This is a genomic window from Microbacterium sp. CIAB417 (assembly GCF_022788845.1).
This window is the reverse complement of sequence record NZ_JAHZUT010000001.1, coordinates 928,742-951,206: the sequence shown is the minus strand read 5'-3', so window position 1 is coordinate 951,206 and position 22,465 is coordinate 928,742. Positions and strand designations below refer to the sequence as shown.

Sequence of the window (22,465 nt, the reverse complement as noted above, 5' to 3'; positions counted from 1 at the left end):
GACGCGATCAGACCGGCCTGACGCCCGCGCACACGTGGAAGGCGTTGTGATCCATGAGCAGCCCGTCGCGATCGACCAGCGCAGCGAGTTCGGCACGGAGGCGTTCGTCGAATTCACCGATCCGCTCCCCCAGGACCGCCGGCGACGCGAACGACATCGAATGCATCAGCCCGATCGCACTGTCGACGGTGCGCGTGCGGCGGATCGGCAGCGTCTGCACCGTGATGCCTGTGAATCCGGCATCCCGGAGATCCTCGTCGTACCCGCGCTCGGGTCGACGGTACGTCCCGGTGCCGGCGCGGCGCTGCTCCCCCAGCATGTCCTGCACCACTTCCCTCGTGCGATCCTTCCACTCGTCCCCGCCCGCCCAGATGCTCTGGTCGCCGAACACCGCCAGCGTCGCGCCCGGGTCCATATGGGCGATGATCCGCGACAGGAACACCGGTCGATCGAACCAGTGGAATGCCCGGCAGACGGTCACGAGATGAGCCGTCCACTCCGCCTCCAGCGGAATGTCCTCGGCGAACGCTTCGAGGAATCGCACCGGCTCACCGTCGTGCTCCTCCCGCGCGACGGCGAGCAGGTCGTGGTCCGGGTCGACCCCGACCGCCTCGTCGAAATACGGCAGGAGGGCGCGGATGACGAAGCCGGTCCCCGTGCCGACATCGAGCAGGCGCCGAGGAGACCCGCTGGGGGCAGCGTCGCTGAGAAGCCGCGCGATGTCCTCGGGAACACCGGAGCGGTGGCGGCGATAGTACTCGGCGGTGGACGCGAACAGGCTCACGGACCGACGCTACCGGACCCGTGCGGCCGGTGACGTAGTCTGGCGCGGTGAGACCACCCCTGCTACCGCCCCGGCCGGCCCCGTCGTTCCCGCCGATCTCGCTGCCGCTCGATGACGAGCGCACCGTCGGGGTCCTGACCGCTGCGGACATCGCCGCGCTGACGGAGGCGATGACCGACCCGGAACTGCGGCGCTGGCTTCCCGTGCCGCACCCCTACACACGTGATCATGCGATGAGCTGGGTGGCCACGTCGGAAGAGCTCCGCAGGTCCGGTCGCGGGCTCGTGCTCGCAGTGCGCGAAGCGGAGAGGCTGGTCGCCGGCATCGACGCGAAGCGCGTCGACTGGCGCGCGCGCACGCTCGAGCTGAGCTACTGGACCGCCCCGGGGCATCGCGGTCGAGGGATCATGGCTGCGGCAGTGCGCACCGTCGCCGAGGCGCTGATGCGCGATCTCGGCTTCGAACGGATCGAGTTGCGCATCGCACCCGAGAACGCGGCCTCTCTGCGCACCGCCGCGCGTGCCGGCTTCCTCCGGGAGGGGATCGCTCGCAACGCGGGATTCACGGATGCCGGACGCGTCGACCTCGTGACCCACTCCCTGATCCCGGCGGACGTGGCATGAACGACGAGGTCCGCGTGTCCGTGTGGAGCGGGGACGCCGGGGAAGTCGCGCGAGCCGCCGAGCTCTACGGACAGGTCTTCGCCGAGCCGCCGTACCACGAGGACGCTGCGGCGGGCCGAGTCTCGTTCGCGGAGCGCGTCCACCGCTACGCCGAGACCAAACCGGACTTCCGCCTGCTCCTCGCCCGTGACGACGACGGGATCGTGGGGCTGGCCCTGGGAACCGGCATCGCGGCCGGCGATTGGTGGCGCGACCGCATCGTCGGCGTGCTGCCTCCCGAGACGCAGCGGCGCTGGCTGGGCAATGCCTGCTTCTCCGTCGCGGAGCTGGCCGTCGCCGCTGCGCATCGGCGCGGAGGTGTCGCGGGGCGCCTCATGGCGGCGATCCTGGTCGATCTCCCGTACGAGACGGCCGTGCTCGGCTGCTATGCCGACGCGACGGCGGCGCGGCGCTTCTACGGCTCGCTCGGATGGCGCGAGATCGCCGTTGACGTGCGCATCGGCACCGCCCCGCCGGTCTGCCTGCTCGCGCGGGAACTCCCGTGACCGAGGAGTAGCGTAGGAGAGTGCGCTCGATCCCCGTCTCCCCCGCTTCCACGCCGGGGTGGCGGGCCTGGCTGATCTGGTCGGTCGGCGTCGCCGCCTACGTGCTCGCGATCACCAACCGCACCTCCCTCGGCGCGGTCGGGGTCGACGCGGCCGAGCGCTTCCAGGCCGACGCATCGACACTCTCGCTGTTCGCCGTCGTCCAGCTCGCCGTCTACGGCGGGATGCAGATCCCCATCGGCCTGCTGCTCGACCGGTACGGATCCCGCCCGATCATCACGATCGGCATGGTGCTGATGGCTGCAGGTCAGCTCGTCATGGCGATCTCCCCGAGCATCGGCATCGCCTTGATCGCGCGCATCCTGTTGGGCGCAGGAGACGCGGCCGTGTTCCCGGCCGTGCTGCGTCTCGTGGCGACCTGGTTCCCGGCCCAGCGCGGGCCGGTGATGGTCCAGTTCACCGGACTCATCGGGCAGGCCGGGCAGCTGATCGCCCTCATCCCGCTCGCCGCGCTGCTGCATGCGACGACGTGGTCGATCACTTTCGGCAGCATCGCCGGACTCGGCATCCTCTTCGCCGTCCTCGTGTTCGTGGTTATCCGGAACCACCCGCCCGAGCGCGACGCTGACGTCAGCGTGGACACTGACACCGGCGTGATCAGGGTCGTCACAAGTGCCATCGACACCGGCGTCGGCATCCGCGCGGCCTGGGCGCATCCGGGCACCCGGCTGGCGTTCTGGTCGCACTTCACGACCCCGTTCGCGGGAACCGCGTTCGTGATCCTGTGGGGGATGCCGTTCCTCACCGCGGGAGAGGGACTCTCCACCGCACAGGCCGCGACGATCATCTCGGTCTATGTCGTCGCCGGCATGATCCTCGGCCCGCTCATCGGCGAGTTGTCGAGACGGATCCCGAACCATCGCTCGCTGGCGCTCGTGATCCCCGCCGTCGCCGCCCAGATGCTGGCCTGGATCGTCGTGATCCTGTTGCCGGGTCCGGCGCCGGCCTGGCTGCTCTATGTGCTCGCGATCGCGCTCGCTACGGGCGGCCCCGCCTCGATGATCGCGTTCGACCACGCCCGCACCCACAACCCGTCGCACCGGCTGAGCACGGCGACCGGCGTCACGAACGCGGGCGGCTTCATCGCCGCCCTCATCGCGATCTTCCTGATCGGGCTCGCCCTCGACCTGCAGGGTGCGGGCACGCCGGACACGTACTCGCTCGACGCCTTCCGGATCGCCTTCCTCGCGCAGGTGCCGCTGTGGCTGATCGGCGCGACCTTCATCGTCATCGAGCGGAAGCGCACGCGCATCCGCATCGGCCTCGACCCGGAACGGAGACGCCCATGACCTACACGTTCGCGCAGGACGACGCGCGCATCGACCGAGCCCGGGTGCACTCCTGGCTGAGCGAACAGTCATACTGGGCGACCGGCCGAGCCCGCGCGACCCAGGACGCCGCGATCGATGCGTCACGCAACTACGGCGTCTGGGACGACGAGAGCGGCGCACAGGTCGCTTACGCGCGCGTGGTGACGGATGGCGTCACCTTCGCATGGCTGTGCGACGTCTTCGTGGACGGTTCCGCGCGCGGAGCGGGCATCGGGAAGATGCTCGTCGCGGGCATCATCGCGGACCTCGAGCCCCTCGGTCTGAGACGGATGCTGCTCGCCACTGCGGACGCGCACGGGCTGTACGCCCAATACGGATTCGAGAACCCGGACGACCCGAAGCGCTACATGGTGCGCGCGATGTCCTGAGCTCCCCGCCGTCCCGAGATCAGAGCGTTCCCGCGTCGTCCGAACGCGTCGAACGGCGCGACACGTGCTCCCCCGCAACGGGGTCGGTCTCGGTGCGCGTCACGACGTCCGTGCGACGGCGCCGAGCCATCAGGATCAGTCCGACGACGAACAGGATGGCTCCCGCTCCCATCAGGATGTAGCCGATCATGTCGAGGTCTGCCCACTCGACCTCGACGTTGATCGCGAAGGCGAGGATCGCGCCGATGACGAACAGCACGACTCCGGTTCCGATGCTCATGAGGACTCCTTCCGGGCCTGTTTCGACGCGGTTGCGTCGGATGCCCAGAGTCCCCGGCCGCGGAGTGCGGCGCCAGGGGGTTGACACGAGCGCAGATCGTCAGCGCCGCGGCGTCCAGCCGACCGGTCGTGCCCCCTCGACCGCGGCGCGCTCCCGATCCGCGCGCGCGGACCAGCCCTGCGCCTCGCCCACGGCGTCGAACCCGCCACGCGCCAGACGCATGCCGACATCGGCATGATGCATGCGGGGCGCTCCCCCACGACGCACCGAGGCGCGGACGCTCCACGCGTCGTCGTCGAACCCGCCGCCGCGGAACACGCGGTAGTCGTCGTAGCGAGCGGGATCGAGCAGGTCCCAGCACCATTCCCATACGTTTCCGAGCGTGTCGAACATACCGTTCAGGTTCGGCAGCCTGCCTCCGACGTCCTGGGGATGGCGGAGGCCGTCGGCACTCGTCCAGGCCACGTCGGCGAGCGGTCCGTACTGCGGACCGGTCGAGCCGGCACGGCACGCGTGCTCCCACTCGGCTTCGGTCGGCAGCCGGTACCCGTCGCTGTCGACGTGCCAGGTCACCTCTTCGCCCTCGAAGGAGTATGCGGGGTCGAGTCCCTCCCATTCGGAGGCCGCATTGCGGAACCGCACCGCGCGCAGCCAGCTGAGGTCCGCGGCAGGACGGCGTGGATGCTGGGCGGCGATGCCGAGGACCTCGGCGAACTGCTCCTCGGTCACGGCGAAGACGCCGATCTCGAACTCCTCGAGCACGACCTGCCGCCGTTCCCCGCGGCGGGCATCGTGCAGGGTGACGGTGCCCGCCGGGATGCGGGCGAGCTCGAAGTCGGTCACGTCGAGGCCGCCGTGCGCTCCGGCATCCGGACGGCGAACACCCGCATGAAGTACTGGCAGAGCGGTCCCACCAGCAGAGCGAAGGCGAGAGTTCCGACTCCGACGTTCCCGCCGAGGAGCCATCCGATCGCCACGACCGTCACCTCGATCGCCGTGCGGACGATCCAGATGCGCCAGCCCGTGACGCGATGCAGTCCCGTCATCAGACCGTCCCGCGGCCCCGGACCGAATCGCGCCCCGATGTACAGGCCGGTGGCCGCCGCGAGCAGGACGAGCCCGGCCGCGAAGAACACGATGCGAAGCCACAGGTCCTGTCCGGCCGGGATCAGGGCCAGGCCGACATCCGCGGCGGGACCGACGAGCAGTGCATTCAGAACCGTTCCGATGCCCGGCTTCTGACGGAGCGGGATCCACAGCAGCAGCACCACGATGCTCGTGAGGATCGTGATGACGCCGAAGCTGAGCGGCACGTGGTTCGCGATGCCCTGTGTGAGGACGTCCCATGGCGCCGCGCCGATCTCGCCGCGCACGATGAACGCGATTCCGATGCCGTACAGGAACAGGCCGACGAGCAGCTGGCCGACCCTGCGCGGCAGGCGCCGGCCGCGCAGCGGCCTCATCGCGGCACCAGCTCGATCCAGGCGGGATGCTTCGGCTCCCGCCCGTCTCCCGACGACGTCCGGGTGACGCGGCGCTTGACCCACGGCCCGACGTGCTCCCGGTAATACGCGAAGCCGGAGGGCCCGGCCGGTGGGAACGCCGTCGGCGACCACCACGCGGACGGAGGCTCGAAGCCCAGCCCGTGCAGCACGCGGGCGGCCACGCGGTGATGCCCTGCCGCATTCATGTGGAGCCGGTCGGCCGACCAGTACGGCGGTGTGGAGAGCTCGCGGTCGGGCCAGTTGAGCGCGCGGACGACGTCCGGGCGGTCCTGGACGCGTCGCAGCACCGCCGCGGAGAGCTCATCGCCGCGGCGCTGCACGAGGGATCCCATCGGAAGCTGTCCGGAGGGATTCGCGCCGGACAGCAGGATGAGCGTGACGCCCTCTTCGTCGCAGCGTCGCAGCACGCGCGAGAACGCGTCCGCGATGTGCTCGACGTCGGTGCGAGGACGGAGCATGTCGTTGCCGCCGCCGTTGAAGGAGAGGTGCGTCGGTCGCAGCGCCAGTGCCGGCTCGAGCTGCTGCTCGACGATGGGCCAGGCGAGCTTGCCGCGGATCGCCAGGTTCGCGTACTGGATCGGCTGACCGGAGGCATCCGCCCAGCCCTGCGCCGCGATGTCCGCCCAGCCGCGCACGCGCCCGTCCGGAAGCTCGTCTCCGACTCCCTCGGTGAACGAGTCGCCGATCGCCACGAATCTCACTGCACTCACCGCACCAGCCTATTGCTCGCCGGGTCGGCGGAGGTCAGCGGTCGTCGAGCGCCTGCCCGCGGCGATCGACCAGCCCCCACACGGCGACGGCTGCCACGACGAAGACCGCGGCGAACACCACGAACAGCAGGGATGCTCCGCCGGCGACGAGCAGGACCGGGACCAGCAGCGGCGCGATGATCGAGGCGATCCGCCCCACGCCGGCAGCCCAACCCGAGCCCGTGCCGCGCAAGGAGGTGGGATAGATCTCCGGCGTCACGGCGTACAGCGCGCCCCACGCGCCGAGGTTGAAGAAGGACAGTGCCATCCCCGTGGCGATGATCGCCCCGTCCCCTGTCGCGGTGCCGAAGAGCACGGCGGAGACGGCGGAGCCCGCGAGGAACACGGACAGCGTGATGCGCCGGCCCCAGACCTCGATCAGCCACGCGGCGACCGCGTAGCCGGGAAGCTGGGCGAGCGTGATCAACAGCGTGAAGCCGAACGAGCGCACGAGGTCGTACCCCGCGTCGACCAGGATGCTGGGAATCCAGATGAAGGCGCCGTAGTACGCGAAGTTGACACAGAACCAGACGAGCCAGATGCACACGGTGCGCACGCGGAACTCCGTGTTCCAGAGCGTGCTCAACCGAGCCCGCGCGGTCACGGCCAGCGCACGCGACGGAGGCTCTTTGCGAATGGCCGGCGGCGTGATGATGCCGGCGTCCGTCTCGAACGCCGCGACGACGCGTTCGGCCTCGGCGATGCGGCCGTGACCGGCGAGCCATCGGGGCGACTCCGGCAGGCCCCAGCGCACGAGGAGCGCGTACACGGCGGGGATCGCGCCGATGGCGAACGCCCATCGCCAACCGTCCTCGGATGCCGGGATGACGAAGTACCCGATCAGCGCCGCCGCGGTCCACCCCACGGCCCAGAACGCCTCCAGGATCACGATCAGCCGGCCCCGGATACGACTCGGTGCGAACTCGCTCACGTACGTGGAAGCGACCGGCAGCTCGGCGCCCAGGCCGAGTCCGACGAAGAAGCGCAGCACCAGCAGAGCCGCGACTCCGCCGACCAGGGCGCTCGCCCCCGTGGCTGCGCCGTAGACGAGCAGCGTCAGGGCGAACACCTGCCGTCGGCCGAACCGATCCGCGAGCAGGCCGCCCAGGCTCGCTCCGAGCGCCATGCCGATGAAGCCGACGGAGGCGATCCAGCCTGTCTCGGTCTTGCTGAGATCCCACTGCTGCGCGAGCGCTGCGATGATGAACGAGATCAGTCCGACGTCCATGGCGTCCAGCGCCCAGCCCGCACCGGAACCCGTCAGCACCTTGAGATGACGTCGGGTGAACGGGAGATGATCGAGGCGATCCGCGAGGGAGGCGCGACTCGGCAGCGTGTCAGCCATGTCCTTCATCGTAGGGCCGCTCCGACACGGGATCCCGCATCAGTCCTCGGCGAGCAGCTCGCGCACCCGAGGGATCACCACGGTCCCGTACAGCTCGATGCTGCGCATCATCTGCTCGTGTGCCAGTGTCCCCGTGGCGTACTTCAGGTCGAACCGGCCGAGTCCGAGGGTGCGGACGGTGTCGGCGATCTTCCGCGCGACGCGCTCGGGCGAGCCCGCATAGATCGCGCCGGCGGGACCGACGTCGTTCTGGAAGCGCGCTCGGCTGTACGGCGGCCAGCCGCGTTCCGCCCCGATGGTGTTGTTCATCGCCTCGAAACCCTCGTACGCGGCGTCCCAGGCCTCCTCGTCGGTGGGCGCGACATGCCCTGGTGAGTGCACGGCGATCGGATGCGCGGTCGTCCCGAAGCTCGCGGTCGAGCGGTGATAGAGATCGACGAACGGGCGGAAGCGCGCCGCGGGACCGCCGATGATCGCGAGCATGAGCCCGAGTCCGTGGCGCGCCACGCGCACGACCGACTCCGGGCTGCCGCCCACACCGACCCAGGTGCGCAGACCCGCCTCGGTCTTCGGGAAGACGTCGGCGTTCTCGAGCGCGGGACGCATGGTGCCGGACCACGTCACGGGCTGCTCCTTGAGAAGCTCCACGAACAGCTCGAGCTTCTCCTCGAAGAGTGCTTCGTAGTCGCGCAGATCGAAGCCGAACAGCGGGAAGGACTCGATGAAGGACCCGCGGCCGAGCACGACCTCGGCACGCCCACCGGACACCGCATCCAGCGTCGCGAACCGTTCGTACACGCGCACCGGGTCGTCGGAGGACAGGACCGTGACCGCCGTGCCGAGGCGGATCCGCTCGGTCCGCGAGGCGATCGCGGCGAGCACCATCTCGGGAGCGGAGACCGCGAACTCCTTGCGATGGTGCTCGCCCACGCCGAAGAAGTCCACGCCGACGCGATCGGCGAGCTCGGCCTGCGTCACGATGTCGCGGATGGTCTGCGCCGCGGAGACGAGGTTTCCGTCCGCGTCGCGGGTGATGTCGCCGAAGGTGTCCAGCCCGAATTCGATGTTCATGTCAGCCTTTCGTATTCAGGTGAATGAACCATGCCGACGTTCGCCGCATTCCCGGCACCGGCCGCGTCAGCCCAGCAGCGCCGTCCGCAGGGTGTCGAGACCGACGCCGCCCAGGTCGAGAGCGCGCTTGTGGAACCGCTTGATGTCGAACCCGTCGCCCTCGCGGACCCGACAGGCGTCGCGCACCTGCTCCCAGATGCGCTGACCGACCTTGTACGAGGGTGCCTGCCCTGGCCAGCCGAGATAGCGGTTGACCTCGAACTGCACGAACTCGTCGGACATGTTCACGTTGCGCCGCATGAACTCGAGTGCGTGATCGGCGTCCCAGACGCCCGAACCGTCCAGGCGGGGCTTCTGCAGGTGCACGCCGATGTCCAGGACGACCCGCGCGGCGCGCATGCGCTGCCCGTCCAGCATCCCGAGTCGGTCGGCGGGATCGTCGAGGTAGCCGAGCTGCTGCATGAGCCGCTCGGCGTACAGCGCCCAGCCCTCCGCGTGACCCGAGGTCCCCGCCAGCAGCCGCCGCCAGGAATTGAGCTGCTCGCGGTTGTACACGGCCTGCGCGATCTGCAGATGGTGTCCAGGGACGCCCTCGTGGTACACCGTGGTGAGCTCGCGCCAGGTGTCGAACTCGGTGACGCCCTCGGGTACGGACCACCACATCCGGCCCGGACGCGAGAAGTCGTCGGTGGGGCCGGTGTAGTAGATGCCGCCCTCCTGGGTGGGAGCGATCATGCACTCCAGGGTGCGGATCTCCTCGGGGATGTCGAAGTGCGTGGCTCCGAGCTCGGACACGGCACGGTCGCTGGTCTCCTGCATCCACCGCTGCAGCGCATCGGTGCCGTGGAGTTTGCGGGCGGGGTCCGCCTCGAGATGCGACACGGCCTCCTCGACCGTGGCACCGGGAAGGATCTCGTTCGCGATCGCGGTCTGCTCGTCGACCATGCGGCGCAGTTCTTCGATCCCCCACTCGTACGTCTCGTCGAGGTCGATCGTGGCGCCGAGGAAGCGTCGGGAGTTCAGCGCGTACAGTTCGCGGCCCACGGCGTCGGTGTCCGTCGCGGAGGCCGCCAGAGTGCCGGCCAGGAAGGAGCGCAGTTCGTCGTAGGCGACGCGCGCTGCCGAGGCGTTGTCGGCGAGGGTGCGCGCGAGCGAGGCCGGCAGCTCGCCCTCGGCAGGGGCGGCATCCGCGACGAAGGCCGCGAAGAAGCCGTCGTCGGCCGTGTAGCGCTCGATCTGCGTCGCGACCTCGACGGCCTGGCGGCGGGCGGGCACCGTACCGCGTCCGATCCCTTCGCGCAGCGTGGCGGTGTATCCCTGCAGGGCCGCGGGGATCGCGGCGAGACGCGTGGCGATGACCTCCCAGTCCTCGGCAGTCGCGGTGGGCATCAGATCGAAGACCGAGCGGATGTCCTGCGGCGCCGAGGCGATGACGTTGAGGTCGCGCAGATGCCATCGGGCATCGTGCAGCTCCAGCTCGAGGCGCAGTTCACTGCCCAGATCGGCCTTCGTGACGGCGTCGACCTCATCCACGGGCTCGATCGCGTCGAGCTTCGCAAGCGTGCGCCGGACCTCCGAGGCGTACTGCTCCTGGCCGTCGGGACTGAGGTCGGCGAAACGGTCGTTCGCGTCGTTACGGCCGATGTAGGTCCCCAGCGTCGGAGCCAGACGGACGAGGTCGTCGACCCATTCCTCGGCGACCTGGTCGATCGCGGTGGGTGTGCGCGCAGAGTTGGTCATCGCTCCAGGGTACTGGGGCGCCGCCTGCTGCCTAGTGCGCCGCCTCGTTCCAGTCCCGGCCGCGCCCCACCTGCACGTCAAGGGGCACCGACAGCTCGGCGGCCCCGGCCATCCGGGTGCGCACGATCTCCTCCGCGGCATCCCACTCCCCCGGGCCGACCTCGACCACGAGCTCGTCGTGGATCTGGAGGAGGACCCGTGAGCGCAGACCGGCGGCGACGAGATCGTCGTGGATGCGGAACAGCGCGATCTTCATGATGTCGGCCGCACTGCCCTGGATCGACGCGTTGAGCGCCGCTCGCTCCGCGTTCTCGCGCAGCACGCGATTCGGGCTCGTGAGGTCGGGGAACGGGCGGCGACGGCCGAAGATCGTCTCGGTGTACCCGACCTCCTTGGCCGCGAGCACGGATGCCCGCAGATAGTCGCGCACCGCGCCGAAGCGAGCGAAGTACTCCAGCATGAGCTGCTTGGCCTCGGTCTGCTCGATCCGCAGCTGCTTGGACAGGCCGAAGGCGCTCAGCCCGTACACGAGACCGTAGGACATCGCCTTGACCTTGGTGCGCATCGCGGCCGTGACGTCCGAGGGGTCGACGCCGAAAACGCGCGCGCCGACGAACCGGTGCAGATCCTCGCCGCTGTTGAAGGCCTCGATGAGCCCCTCGTCACCCGACAGGTGCGCCATGATGCGCATCTCGATCTGCGAATAGTCCGCCGTCAGGAGCGTCTCGTAGCCCTCGCCCACCTCGAAGGCGCTGCGGATGCGCCGTGACTCCTCAGTGCGCACCGGGATGTTCTGCAGATTCGGGTCCGTGCTGGAGAGCCGTCCGGTCTGGCTGCCGGTCTGCACGTAGGTGGTGTGGATGCGATGGTCGTCCTTGATCGCGGTGTCCAGCGACTCGATGATCTGACGCAGCTTCGTCGCCTCCCGGTGCTGCGACAGCTGCTCGAGGAACGGATGGGGACTCTTCTCCTGGATGTCCGCCAGCGACGCGGCATCCGTGGAGTAGCCGGTCTTCGTCTTGCGGGTCTTCGGCAGCTGGAGCTCCTCGAACAGCACCTCCTGGAGCTGCTTGGGAGAGCCCAGGTTGACCTCGTGCCCGATCGTCGTGAAGGCCTGCTGGGCGATCGCGTCGGCCCGCGCGCCGAGCTCGGCGGAGAACGTGGACAGCACGTCGTGCGAAACCGCGACGCCGGCGAGCTCCATGTCGGCGAGAGTCAGCAGGGTCGGCAGCTCGATGTCGGTGAGCACGGATCCCACCGCCTCAGGCAGGTCGGCGCGCAGCGCGGCGGTCGTGCGGAGTGTGAACCACGCCTCCTGGGAGGGTGTCGCGCCGTCGGTCTCGGGGACGAGCTGCGTGGGGTCGGCCTCGGGAAGCTTCTCGCCGAGGTATCGCTCGACGAGGTTGCCGAGGGTCTTGTCGGGGAAGCTCGGGCGCAGCAGCCAGCCGGCCAGGCTCGTGTCGTAGGCCAGCCCGCCCAGCCGGATGCCGGAGCGCAGCAGAGCCTTGACCTGGGGCTTCGCATCGTGGAGCACCTTCGGCGCTTCGGATTCCAGCCAGCCTCGGAGAGCCTCGGCTGCGCCCTCGTTCCAGTCGGTCTCGCGCAGCTCGTCCCCGCGCGCGACGCCGAGCCGGGTCGCGTGCCCGCCCGCGACGACGAGCGTCAGCGCCGTCTCGTCCGCGCCGGCCTGAAGCCACGCGGCGAGGTCGGCCGCGGTCGCCTCGAGGGGGGACGGCAGCTCGACGGCGTTCGCTGGATCCTCGACCGGGGCGTCGCTGCCCGCCGCCTCGAACACGCGCGGCAGCAGGGTGCGGAACTCGAGTCGGGCGAAGATGTCGCGCACCGCCTGCGCGTCGATGGGGCGCACGGCGAGGTCGGAGGGTGCGACGGGCAGCGCGACGTCGGTGAGCAGCCGGTTGAGCTTCCGGTTGCGGCGGACATCCTCGATGTGATCGCGGAGGTTGCCGCCGACGACGCCCTTGATCTCGTCGGCGCGCTCCAGCAGAGCGTCGAGCGAGCCGAACTGGGTGAGCCACTTCACGGCGGTCTTCTCTCCGACCTTCGGAACACCGGGGAGATTGTCGCTCGTCTCGCCGACGAGCGCGGCGATGTCGGGATACTGCTCGGGGCGGACGCCGTAGCGCTCCTGCACCGTGGCCGGGTCGTAGCGCTTGAGCTGCGACACGCCCTGCACCGACGGGTAGAGCAGGGTCACCTCGTCGTTCACGAGCTGGATCGTGTCGCGGTCGCCGGAGACGACCAGGACGTCGTAGCCGTCCACGGAGCCCTGCGCCGCCAGCGTGGCGAGGATGTCGTCCGCCTCGATGCCCTCCTGCGTCAGCACGGGCACCGACATCGCGGCGAGGCAGTCCTGCAGCAGCGGGATCTGGCCGCGGAACTCCTGCGGCGTCTCGGAGCGGGTCGCCTTGTACTCGGGGTACTCGTCCGTGCGGAACGAATGCCGAGAGGTGTCGAAGGCGACCGCCAGATGCGTCGGACGCTCGGCCTTGATGAGGTTCACGAACATCGACAGGAAGCCGTAGATCGCGTTCGTGTGCTGGTTGTCCTTCGTGGTGAAGTTCTCCACGGGGAGGGCGAAGAAGGCGCGGTAGGCGAGCGAATGGCCGTCGACGACCATGAGGGTAGGCTTTGCGGAGTCCGTCACCCTGTCAGCCTAACGAGGACGACAGACACGTGCTGAGGAGGATCGGTGAGCGACAGCATCCAGACGAACGGCCTCGAGTGGGCGACGGCGCGAGGCATGGGCGCCCTGGCCGAGAAGATGGGGATCGAGTTCACCGAGTTCGGGATCGACCGCGCGGTCGCGACGATGCCCGTCGAGGGCAACACGCAGCCGGTGGGACTCGTGCACGGCGGCGCCTACGTCGTGCTCGGCGAGTCGCTCGGGTCGATGGCCGCCAACCTCCACGCGGGTCCTGGACGGCTCGCGGTCGGCGTCGACATCAACGCCACCCACACCCGTTCGGCGACCTCCGGGGTCGTCACGGGAGTGTGCACGCCGATCCATCTGGGGCGCAGCATCACGGTCCACGAGATCGTCGTCTCGGACGACCGCGGCCGGCGCTGCTCGACCATCCGGATCACGAACATGATCAAGGACCTGCCCGACTGACGCGACGATCAGTCGGAGAGGATCCGCTGGAACAGGTAGTGGTCCTGCCACTCCCCCGCGATGTGCAGGTACTTCGGCGCCATGCCGATGCGCTCGAAGCCGTTGGCGGCGAGCACCCGCTGCGAGGCGTGATTGTGCAGCAGCGTGGAGGCCTGCAGCCGGTGCAGCTTCAGTTCCCTCGCCGCATGACGGCGCATCTCGGTGACCGCGCGGGTCATCAGTCCTCGACCGGCCAGTGAGGCGTCGATCCAGTACCCCAGGTCGGCGCTGTGGAACGCTCCGCGCACGATGTTGCTCAGGTTCGCACGGCCGACGACCGCCCCGTCCTCCGGACGAGCCAGTACGAACGGGGCGCTGCGCCCGGCATCCCGCTCGGCGAGCAGCAGCTCGATCAGCCGCGCCTGCTCCGCTGAGGTGAAGAAGTCCTCGGTGCGCTCGGGATCCCAGGGGGCCAGGTGCGCGCGGTTGCGCGCGAAGGCCTCCGCCAGAGCCGCGGCGTCGCCCGGCTCGAGCGGCCGCAGCAGGATGCCGCCTCCGAGGTCGATCAGGACTTCTTCGGGGCGAGCTGCTCGATGATCGCCTTCGCGACGTCCTGCATCGTCAGGCGACGGTCCATGGACGCCTTCTGGATCCAGCGGAACGCCTCGGGCTCGGACAGCCCCATCTTCTCGTTGAGCAGCCCCTTGGCGCGGTCGACGAGCTTGCGGGTCTCGAAGCGCTCGACCATGTCGGCGACCTCGGCCTCGAGCGTGATGATCTGCTCGTGACGAGCCAGCGCGATCTCGATGGCCGGCAGCAGGTCGTTCGGCGTGAACGGCTTCACGACGTACGCCAGGGCGCCCGCTTCGCTCGCGCGCTCGACGAGCTCCTTCTGGCTGAACGCGGTCAGGAGGACGACCGGGGCGATGTTGCCCTTGTGCAGCTTCTCGGCGGCGCTGATGCCGTCCAGCTGCGGCATCTTGACGTCCATGATGACCAGATCCGGACGCAGCTCGGTCGCGAGTGCGACCGCCGTCTCGCCGTCTCCGGCCTCGCCCACGACGTCGAATCCGTTGTCGCGGAGGATCTCCACGATGTCGAGACGGATCAGCGATTCGTCTTCCGCGACGACGACGCGTCGCGGAGCGGATGCCGTGGACTGTTCAGCCTGTTCTTCGGTCACGATTCCCATTCTAGTAGGGGTCCTTCTGTGCCGGCGGTGGGACTTGAACCCACACGCCCTTTCGGACAAAGCATTTTGAGTGCTCCGCGTCTGCCATTCCGCCACGCCGGCCCGGATCGACTTTAGCGCACGCGCCTCGGAACCCACGCGCGCGGAACGCGATGATGCGCGCCGGAGCCCCCTCGGGCGCTGCGGCGCGCATCATCGGTTACGGAGCCTCAGGCCCCGTTCTTGTAGATCGGAGCCGCGCCGCCGACGGCATCCCCGACCTTGTGGACGCGGATATCGTTGGTGGAGCCGACGATCCCGGGAGGGGATCCGGAGATCACCACGACCTTGTCGCCCTCGACGGCCAGGCCGTTCGTGAGCAGGTAGTCGTCGACCTGGTGGAACATCAGGTCGGTGTGCTGGACGACGTCGACGAGCGTCGAGCGCAGGCCCCAGGTCAGCGCCATGCGGCGACGGATGCCGGGCTCCGGCGTGAACGCGATCATCGGGATGCGCGAGCGCAGCCGCGAAAGGCGGCGCGCGGAGTCCCCGGACTGCGTGAACACGCACAGGTACTTGGCCTCGACGAAGTCGGCGACCTCGAGGGCGGCGAGCGTGATCGCCCCGCCCTGCGTCTTGGGCTTGGTCGTCAGCGGCGCGATGCGTTCGAGCCCGTGCTCCTCCGTCGACGCGATGATGCGCGCCATCGTCTCGACGACGACGATCGGGTACTCCCCCACGCTCGTCTCGCCGGACAGCATGACCGCGTCGGCGCCGTCGAGGACGGCGTTGGCGACGTCGCTCGTCTCGGCGCGGGTCGGAACGGGGCTCGAGATCATCGACTCGAGCATCTGCGTCGCCACGATGACCGGCTTGGCGTTGCGGCGCGCGAGCTCCACGGCGCGCTTCTGCACGATCGGCACGGCCTCGAGCGGCAACTCGACACCCAGGTCGCCGCGGGCGACCATGATGCCGTCGAACGCGTCGACGATCTCCTCGAGCGCATCGACGGCCTGCGGCTTCTCGATCTTGGCGATGACCGGGACCCTCACACCCTCTTCGGCCATGATCTCGTGCACGCGCTCCACGTCGGCCGCGTTGCGCACGAACGACAGAGCGATGAGGTCGGCGCCGGTGCGCAGGCCCCAGCGGAGATCCGCCTCGTCCTTCTCGCTGAGGGCGGGGACGTTGACGGCCACACCGGGAAGGTTGATCCCCTTGTTGTTCGACACGGCGCCGGCGACGATCACCTTGGTCGTGACGACGGTCCCGTCGGTCTCGACGACCTCGACGCGCACCTTGCCGTCGTCGATCAGCAGGAAGTCGCCGGGCTTGACGTCCTGGGGCAGGCCCTTGAACGTGGTGCCGCAGATCTCGCGGTTGCCGATGATGTCCTCGGTGGTGATCTTGAAGATGTCACCGACCTCGAGCTCGTAGGGACCGGCCTCGAACCTGCCCAGGCGGATCTTCGGACCCTGCAGATCGACCAGCACGGCCACGGCGCGCCCCGCGTCGTCCGCCGCACGGCGCACGTTCGCGTAGTTGGCGTCGTGAACGGAGTAGTCGCCATGGCTGAGGTTCAGCCGGGCGACGTCCACGCCGGCTTCGATGATGGCTCGCACGTTCTCATAGGAACTGGTGGCGGGGCCGAGTGTGGCGACGATTTTCGCGCGTCTCAACAGAAATCTCCAGGGTAGAGAGGAACGGAACTGGCGACGGTGCCCCCGTCAGCCTACGCGGGCTGCAGGCCGATCGCGACATCCGTGGGACGCACCGGCGCGGGCAGCACCGTCTCGCCCATCAGGAAGCGGTCGACGCTCGCTGCGGCCGCCCGGCCCTCGGCGATCGCCCACACGATGAGCGACTGGCCGCGGCCCGCGTCACCGGCCACGAACACGCCGGGAACGGTCGACTCGTAGGAGTCGTCGCGCTGGAAGGCGCCGCGGTCGGTGACCTGCGGACGCGTCTCCTCGTCGAATCCGTCCTGCTCGGGGCCGGTGAAGCCCATCGCGATGAGGACGAGGTCGGCGGGGATCTCCCGCTCGGTGCCGCTCTTGGGCACGCGGCGTCCGTCCACGAACTCGGTCTCCGCCACGCGCAGGGCGCGGACCTCTCCGGCGTCGTTGGAGAGGAACTCGACGGTCGAGGCGAGGTAGACCCGCTCGCCGCCCTCCTCGTGCGCGGACGAGACCTCGAACACGGTCGGCATCATCGGCCACGGCTGGTGGTCGGGGCGTCCCGCGCCCGGCTGGCGGCCGATCGCGAGGTTCGTGACGCTGAGCGCGCCCTGGCGGTGCGCCGTGCCGATGCAGTCGGCGCCGGTGTCGCCTCCGCCGATGACGACGACGTGCTTGCCCTCGGCGGTGATCTGGTTGGGGACCTTGTCGCCGGCGACGGCGCGGTTGGACTCGACGAGGTACTCCATCGCGAAGTGCACGCCGTCCAGGTCGCGCCCGGGGATCGGCAGATCGCGCGGCACGGTCGCGCCCGTCGCGACGACGACGGCGTCATAGCGGGCGCGCAGATCCGCCCAGCTGATGTCCTTGCCGATCTCGACGCCGGCGCGGAACCGGGTGCCCTCCTCCTGCATCTGACGGAGACGGGCCTCGACGTGGCTCTTCTCCATCTTGAAGTCGGGGATGCCGTAGCGCAGGAGTCCTCCGATGCGGTCGTCCCGCTCGAACACGGCGACCGTGTGACCGGCGCGCGTCAGCTGCTGAGCGGCAGCGAGGCCGGCGGGGCCCGATCCGACGACCGCGACCGTCTTGCCGGTGAGGCGCTCCGGCGGCTCGGCCTCGACCCATCCGTGGGCGAAGGCCTCATCCGCGATCGAGACCTCGATCTGCTTGATCGTCACGGCCGGCTGGTTGATGCCGAGCACGCACGAGCTCTCGCAGGGCGCCGGGCACAGCCGCCCGGTGAACTCCGGGAAGTTGTTCGTGGCGTGCAGCCGCTCGATCGCCGATCTGCCCTCGCCGCGCCACGTGAGGTCGTTCCACTCCGGGATCAGGTTGCCCAGCGGGCATCCGGAGTGGCAGAACGGCACGCCGCAGTCCATGCACCGGCCGGCCTGACGGCGCAGCACGGCCTGGTCGCCGGGCTCGTAGACCTCTTTCCAGTCCATGATCCGGACCGGGACGGGGCGACGAGCGGGAAGCTCGCGCTCCGTCACCTTCAGAAAGCCCTTGGGGTCAGCCACCGGTCACCTCCAGGATCCGGTTCCAGATGACGTCGCCGTCCGGGTCGAGCCCGGCCTCCTCCGCCTCCTGGCGCATGTTCTGAACCGCGGCGAAGTCCCGCGGAAGTACCTTGACGAACTCGCCCGCCACGGTGTCGAAGTCGGCGAGCATCTCTGCCGCCAGGGGGGATGCCGTGCGCTCGTGGTGCTCGGTGAGCAGGCTCCTGAGCACCTCGAGGTCGGCGCGGTCGAGCGGCTCCAGCCGCAGCTCTCCGCTCTCGCGCGACTGCGCGTTCACCTTGTCTGTGCGCAGCGCGTGCACGTACGCGATGCCGCCGGACATGCCGGCTCCGAGATTGCGGCCCGTGGTGCCGAGGATCACGGCGAGACCGCCGGTCATGTACTCCAGGGCGTGGTCGCCCACGCCCTCGACCACCGCCGTCGCTCCCGAGTTGCGCACCAGGAACCGCTCCCCGACCACGCCCGAGATGAACATCGTCCCGCTGGTGGCGCCGTAGCCGATCACGTTGCCGGCGATCACGTTCTCCTGCGGCAGGATCGTCGCGCCGCGAGACGGACGGATCGTGATGTCGCCGCCGGAGAGCCCCTTGCCGACGTAGTCGTTGGCGTCCCCCTCGAGGTGGAGCGCGATGCCCGCCGGCAGGAAAGCGCCCAGCGACTGGCCGGCGGTGCCGGTCAGGGTGACGTCGATGGTCTCGCGGGCGAGGCCTGCGGCGCCGTAGCGCGAGGTGACCTCGTGGCCCAGCATGGTGCCGACCGCGCGCTCCGTGTTGCGGATCGGCAGCTCGATGAGGACGGGAGAGCCGTCACGAAGAGCGTCCTGCGCCATCTCGATGAGCTGGACGTCGAAGTGCTCGTCGAGCTCGTGGTCCTGCTCCCGCCCGCTGCGACGCGGTTCGGATGCCGGGAACACCGGGCCGTCCAGCACCGACGACAGATCGAGCCCGTCGGCCTTCCAGTGCTCGATCGCGGCGTTCGTCTCGATGAGGTCGCTGCGCCCGATGATCTCGTCGAGCGAGCGGAAGCCCAGCTCGGCGAGGATCTCGCGCACCTCCTCGGCGATGAACTCCATGAAGTTCACGACGAACTCGGGCTTGCCGGTGAAGCGCTCGCGCAGAACGGGGTTCTGCGTCGCGACGCCGACCGGACAGGTGTCCAGGTGGCACACGCGCATCATGATGCATCCGCTCACGACGAGCGGGGCGGTCGCGAACCCGAACTCCTCGGCGCCCAGCAGTGCGCCGATGATCACGTCGCGGCCGGTCTTGAGCTGCCCGTCGACCTGCACCACGACGCGGTCGCGCATGCCGTTGAGCATGAGCGTCTGCTGCGTCTCCGCGAGGCCCAGCTCCCACGGCGTGCCGGCGTGCTTGAGCGAGTTCAGGGGGCTCGCACCCGTCCCCCCGTCGTGTCCGGAGACGAGGATCACGTCGCTGAGCGCCTTCGCGACGCCTGCGGAGACCGCGCCGATGCCGGACTGGCTGACGAGCTTGGTGTGGATGCGAGCATCCGGGTTCGCGCGCTTCAGATCGAAGATCAGCTGCTTGAGGTCCTCGATCGAGTAGATGTCGTGGTGCGGCGGCGGCGAGATGAGCCCGACGCCGGCGGTCGCGTGGCGTGTGCGCGCCACCCACGGGTACACCTTGCCCGGGGGCAGCTGGCCGCCCTCACCGGGCTTCGCGCCCTGGGCCAGCTTGATCTGGATGTCGTCGGACTCGGTGAGGTACTGGCTCGTGACGCCGAAGCGGCCGGACGCGACCTGCTTGATGGCGCTGCGCCGTTCCGGGTCGACGAGGCGATCCGGATCCTCGCCGCCCTCGCCGGTATTCGACTTGCCGCCGATGCGGTTCATCGCGATGGCGAGCGTCTCGTGCGCCTCCCGGGAGATCGAGCCGTAGCTCATGGCCCCGGTCGAGAAGCGCTTGACGATCTCGCTGACCGGCTCGACCTCGTCCAGCGGCACCGCGGGACGCAGGCCCGTGCGCAGCGAGAAGAGCCCGCGCAGGGTCTTCAGCTCCGCGGCCTGGTCGTCGACGAGCTTGGTGTACTCGCGGAAGATGTCGTACCGCCGCGTGCGCGTCGAGTGCTGCAGGCGGAACACCGTCTCCGGGTTGAACAGGTGGGGAGATCCGTCGCGACGCCACTGGTACTCGCCACCGGTCCAGAGGCGCTCGTGGGCGCGGGCCGCGGCGTCCTCGGGGTAGGCGTAATCGTGACGCGCCTGGTTCTCGGTGTAGACCTCGTCGATGCCGATCCCGCCGAGCTTGGTCTCGGTTCCGGTGAAGTAGGCGTCCACGAACTCCTGGCTGAGCCCGACGGCCTCGAACACCTGGGCGCCCGCGTAGGACGACACCGTGGAGATGCCCATCTTGGACATGATCTTCAGTACGCCCTTGCCGAGCGCGTAGATGAGGTTCTTCACCGCCTTCTCGGGCGAGATGCCCGTGATGAAACCGGTGCGGACGAGGTGCTCGACCGTCTCCATGGCGAGGTACGGGTTGACCGCGGACGCGCCGTAGCCGATGAGGGTGGCGACGTGGTGCACCTCGCGGACGTCGCCGGCCTCGACGATGAGCCCCACCTTCATGCGGTTCTCGCGCCGGATGAGGTGGTGGTGGATGGCCGAGACCATGAGCAGCGACGGGATCGGGACGAGGTCCTTGTTCGAGTCGCGGTCGGACAGGATGACGAACTCCGCGCCCTCCTCGATCGCGGCGTCCACCTCGGCGCACATCTCCCCGATGCGGTCCGGCAGCGACTGGGGTCCGGCGTCGAAGTGGTACAGGCCGCGGATGGTCACGGAGGACCGGCCGGGCATGGCCTTGTCAATGTGGCGGATCTTGGCCAGCTCGTCATTGTCGATCACCGGGAAGTCGAGGGTGACGGTCCTGGCGTGCTCCGGACCCCAGTCCAGGAGATTGCGCTCCGGGCCGATGCCGAGCCTGAGACTCGTCACGACCTCCTCGCGGATCGAGTCCAGCGGCGGGTTGGTCACCTGCGCGAACTGCTGGGTGAAGTAGTCGAAGAGCAGGCGCGGACGCTCGCTGAGCACGGCGATCGGGGTGTCGGAGCCCATGGCGCCGAGCGGCTCCACGCCGTTCTGACCCATCGGGGTCAGAAGGATCCGCACCTCCTCCTCGGTGTACCCGAACGTGCGCTGGCGGCGCGTGATGGAGGCCGGGGGATGCACGATGTGCTCGCGCTCGGGCAGATCGGCGAGGCGCACGGCTCCCGCGTCCAGCCATTCCTGCCACGGGTGCAGGTTCGCGAGGCGCTCCTTGATCTCGGCGTCCTCGACGATGCGTCCCGCGGCCGTGTCGACGACGAACATCTTGCCGGGCTGCAGCCGGCCGCGGCGCTTGATGCGCTCGGGCTCGAACTCGAGCACTCCGGTCTCGGACCCGATGACGACCAGGCCGTCGGTGGTCTCCGTCCAGCGCCCCGGGCGCAGGCCGTTGCGGTCGAGCGTGGCGCCGACGAGCGTGCCGTCGGTGAAGATCAGGGCCGCCGGGCCGTCCCACGGCTCCATCTGGTTGGCGTGGTACTCGTAGAACGCGCGCAGCTCCGGCGTGATGTCGGTCTGCTTCTCGTAGGCCTCGGGGACCATCATCAGGATGGCGTGCGGCAGGCTGCGGCCGGTGAGCGTGAGCAGCTCGAGGACCTCGTCGAACGATGCCGAGTCGCTGGCGCCGTCCGTGCAGATGGGCAGGAGCGGACGCACATCGCCGAGGAGCTCGGATTCGAGCTGCGACTGGCGTGCCCGCATCCAGTTGCGGTTGCCGCCGACGGTGTTGATCTCGCCGTTGTGGGCGAGCATCCGCAGCGGCTGCGCGAGCGGCCACGACGGGAAGGTGTTGGTGGAGTAGCGCGAGTGGACGACGGCGAGCTCGCTCGCGAAACGCTCGTCCTGCAGGTCCGGGTAGAACGGCTCGAGCTGCAGCGTCGTCACCATGCCCTTGTAGCCGAGCGTACGGCTGGAGAGCGAGACGAAGTAGGCGCCGATCTCGTGTCCGGCGCGCTTGCGGAGCCGGTAGGCGAGGCGGTCGAGCTCGATCCCCGACAGCGCGGGGGCGTCGACGGTCGCCGGACGGGACACGAAGAGCTGCTCGAAGGCGGGGCGCGCCTCGTCGGCGAGCTTGCCGAGGTGCTCGTTGGCCGTGGGGACCACGCGCCAGCCGAGGACCGTGAGGCCCTCTTCGCGGGCGATCTTCTCGACGCCCGCCTTCTGCGTGCGGCGCTCCCCAGCGTGCAGCGGGAGGAACGCGAGTCCGGCGGCGTACTCGCCGACCGGAGGGAGGTCGAACTCGGTCACGGCGCGGAGGAATTCGTCCGGCATCTGAGTCAGGATGCCGGCTCCGTCTCCGGTGCCGGCGTCAGAGCCGATCGCACCGCGGTGCTCCAGGTTGCGCAGAGCCTCGAGGGCCTGCTGGATGATGTCGTGACCTGCCGTGCCGCGGAGCGTGGCGACCATGGCGAGGCCACAGGCGTCCTTCTCGAACGCCGGGTTGTACATGCCCTGCTTCGGGGGGTAGGCGCCGGAGGCGCCGTAGGGAGGCTGGAAGTACACCAGTTACCGTCCTCA

19 protein-coding genes and 1 tRNA gene are annotated in these 22,465 nt (G+C 69.5%); 5 read left to right on the top strand and 15 right to left on the bottom strand.

Annotated features, from left to right (window positions below; genetic code table 11):
* Positions 1 to 7 precede the first annotated feature (7 nt).
* Positions 8 to 784, bottom strand: a complete 777-nt coding sequence (locus KYX17_RS04675; protein WP_243225704.1) for a trans-aconitate 2-methyltransferase — start codon at positions 782 to 784, stop codon at positions 8 to 10.
* Positions 785 to 831: 47 nt separating this feature from the next.
* Here KYX17_RS04675 and KYX17_RS04670 point away from each other — a divergent pair, with 47 nt between their 5' ends.
* From KYX17_RS04670 to KYX17_RS04655, 4 genes are read left to right on the top strand one after another with little or no spacing between them, the layout of a single operon-like run.
* A complete protein-coding gene (locus tag KYX17_RS04670) occupies positions 832 to 1,407 on the top strand; it encodes a GNAT family N-acetyltransferase (protein ID WP_243225703.1) in 576 nt (191 codons plus the stop codon).
* Complete coding sequence (locus KYX17_RS04665) at positions 1,404 to 1,952, top strand: GNAT family N-acetyltransferase (protein WP_243225701.1); 549 nt, start codon at positions 1,404 to 1,406, stop codon at positions 1,950 to 1,952. The genes KYX17_RS04670 and KYX17_RS04665 overlap by 4 nt, the downstream gene beginning before the upstream one ends.
* Positions 1,953 to 1,972: 20 nt before the next feature.
* Positions 1,973 to 3,301: a nitrate/nitrite transporter gene (locus KYX17_RS04660; protein WP_243225700.1), complete on the top strand. Its 1,329-nt coding sequence runs from the start codon at positions 1,973 to 1,975 to the stop codon at positions 3,299 to 3,301.
* Complete coding sequence (locus KYX17_RS04655) at positions 3,298 to 3,711, top strand: GNAT family N-acetyltransferase (protein WP_243225699.1); 414 nt, start codon at positions 3,298 to 3,300, stop codon at positions 3,709 to 3,711. The genes KYX17_RS04660 and KYX17_RS04655 overlap by 4 nt, the downstream gene beginning before the upstream one ends.
* A gap of 19 nt (positions 3,712 to 3,730) precedes the next feature.
* Here the strand turns inward: KYX17_RS04655 and KYX17_RS04650 are convergent, their stop codons facing one another.
* The 8 genes from KYX17_RS04650 to polA form a co-directional block, all read right to left on the bottom strand.
* Positions 3,731 to 3,991: a DUF6458 family protein gene (locus tag KYX17_RS04650; RefSeq protein WP_243225698.1), complete on the bottom strand. Its 261-nt coding sequence runs from the start codon at positions 3,989 to 3,991 to the stop codon at positions 3,731 to 3,733.
* Between the two features lie 99 nt (positions 3,992 to 4,090).
* On the bottom strand, positions 4,091 to 4,834 hold the full coding sequence (locus tag KYX17_RS04645) for an SUMF1/EgtB/PvdO family nonheme iron enzyme (protein WP_243225697.1): 744 nt from the start codon (positions 4,832 to 4,834) through the stop codon (positions 4,091 to 4,093).
* Entirely contained in the window at positions 4,831 to 5,454 is a 624-nt protein-coding gene (locus KYX17_RS04640; RefSeq protein ID WP_243225696.1) for a YitT family protein, read from the bottom strand. Before KYX17_RS04640 ends, KYX17_RS04645 begins: the two co-directional genes overlap by 4 nt.
* Positions 5,451 to 6,206, bottom strand: a complete 756-nt coding sequence (locus tag KYX17_RS04635) for an SGNH/GDSL hydrolase family protein (protein ID WP_243225694.1) — start codon at positions 6,204 to 6,206, stop codon at positions 5,451 to 5,453. The genes KYX17_RS04640 and KYX17_RS04635 overlap by 4 nt, the downstream gene beginning before the upstream one ends.
* Positions 6,207 to 6,240: 34 nt before the next feature.
* Positions 6,241 to 7,590, bottom strand: coding sequence for an MFS transporter (locus tag KYX17_RS04630; RefSeq protein ID WP_243225693.1), 1,350 nt, complete (start codon positions 7,588 to 7,590; stop codon positions 6,241 to 6,243).
* 39 nt (positions 7,591 to 7,629) lie between these two features.
* Positions 7,630 to 8,661 carry an LLM class flavin-dependent oxidoreductase gene (locus KYX17_RS04625; protein WP_243225691.1) on the bottom strand — a complete coding sequence of 344 codons (1,032 nt, stop codon included), beginning with the start codon at positions 8,659 to 8,661 and terminating at the stop codon, positions 7,630 to 7,632.
* A 66-nt stretch (positions 8,662 to 8,727) separates the two neighbouring features.
* Complete coding sequence (locus tag KYX17_RS04620) at positions 8,728 to 10,401, bottom strand: DUF885 domain-containing protein (RefSeq protein ID WP_243225689.1); 1,674 nt, start codon at positions 10,399 to 10,401, stop codon at positions 8,728 to 8,730.
* Between the two features lie 31 nt (positions 10,402 to 10,432).
* Positions 10,433 to 13,066 carry a DNA polymerase I gene (gene polA, locus KYX17_RS04615; RefSeq protein ID WP_243225687.1) on the bottom strand — a complete coding sequence of 878 codons (2,634 nt, stop codon included), beginning with the start codon at positions 13,064 to 13,066 and terminating at the stop codon, positions 10,433 to 10,435.
* A gap of 96 nt (positions 13,067 to 13,162) precedes the next feature.
* Between polA and KYX17_RS04610 the strand changes: the two genes are divergently transcribed.
* Positions 13,163 to 13,534 (top strand): hotdog fold thioesterase, encoded by a 372-nt coding sequence (locus KYX17_RS04610; RefSeq protein WP_243226178.1) that lies wholly within the window; start codon positions 13,163 to 13,165, stop codon positions 13,532 to 13,534.
* 8 nt (positions 13,535 to 13,542) lie between these two features.
* Here the strand turns inward: KYX17_RS04610 and KYX17_RS04605 are convergent, their stop codons facing one another.
* From KYX17_RS04605 to gltB, 6 genes are all read right to left on the bottom strand, one after another.
* Entirely contained in the window at positions 13,543 to 14,082 is a 540-nt protein-coding gene (locus KYX17_RS04605) for a GNAT family N-acetyltransferase (protein ID WP_243226177.1), read from the bottom strand.
* On the bottom strand, positions 14,079 to 14,705 hold the full coding sequence (locus tag KYX17_RS04600) for an ANTAR domain-containing response regulator (RefSeq protein WP_243225686.1): 627 nt from the start codon (positions 14,703 to 14,705) through the stop codon (positions 14,079 to 14,081). Before KYX17_RS04600 ends, KYX17_RS04605 begins: the two co-directional genes overlap by 4 nt.
* A 19-nt stretch (positions 14,706 to 14,724) precedes the next feature.
* Positions 14,725 to 14,807 (bottom strand) — tRNA-Leu (locus tag KYX17_RS04595).
* A gap of 107 nt (positions 14,808 to 14,914) precedes the next feature.
* Positions 14,915 to 16,363: a pyruvate kinase gene (pyk, locus tag KYX17_RS04590; RefSeq protein WP_243225685.1), complete on the bottom strand. Its 1,449-nt coding sequence runs from the start codon at positions 16,361 to 16,363 to the stop codon at positions 14,915 to 14,917.
* A 53-nt stretch (positions 16,364 to 16,416) separates the two neighbouring features.
* Positions 16,417 to 17,883, bottom strand: coding sequence for a glutamate synthase subunit beta (locus tag KYX17_RS04585; RefSeq protein WP_243225684.1), 1,467 nt, complete (start codon positions 17,881 to 17,883; stop codon positions 16,417 to 16,419).
* Positions 17,876 to 22,396 (bottom strand): glutamate synthase large subunit, encoded by a 4,521-nt coding sequence (gene gltB / locus KYX17_RS04580; RefSeq protein ID WP_243226176.1) that lies wholly within the window; start codon positions 22,394 to 22,396, stop codon positions 17,876 to 17,878. The genes KYX17_RS04585 and gltB overlap by 8 nt, the downstream gene beginning before the upstream one ends.
* Between the last annotated feature and the right edge of the window lie 69 nt (positions 22,397 to 22,465).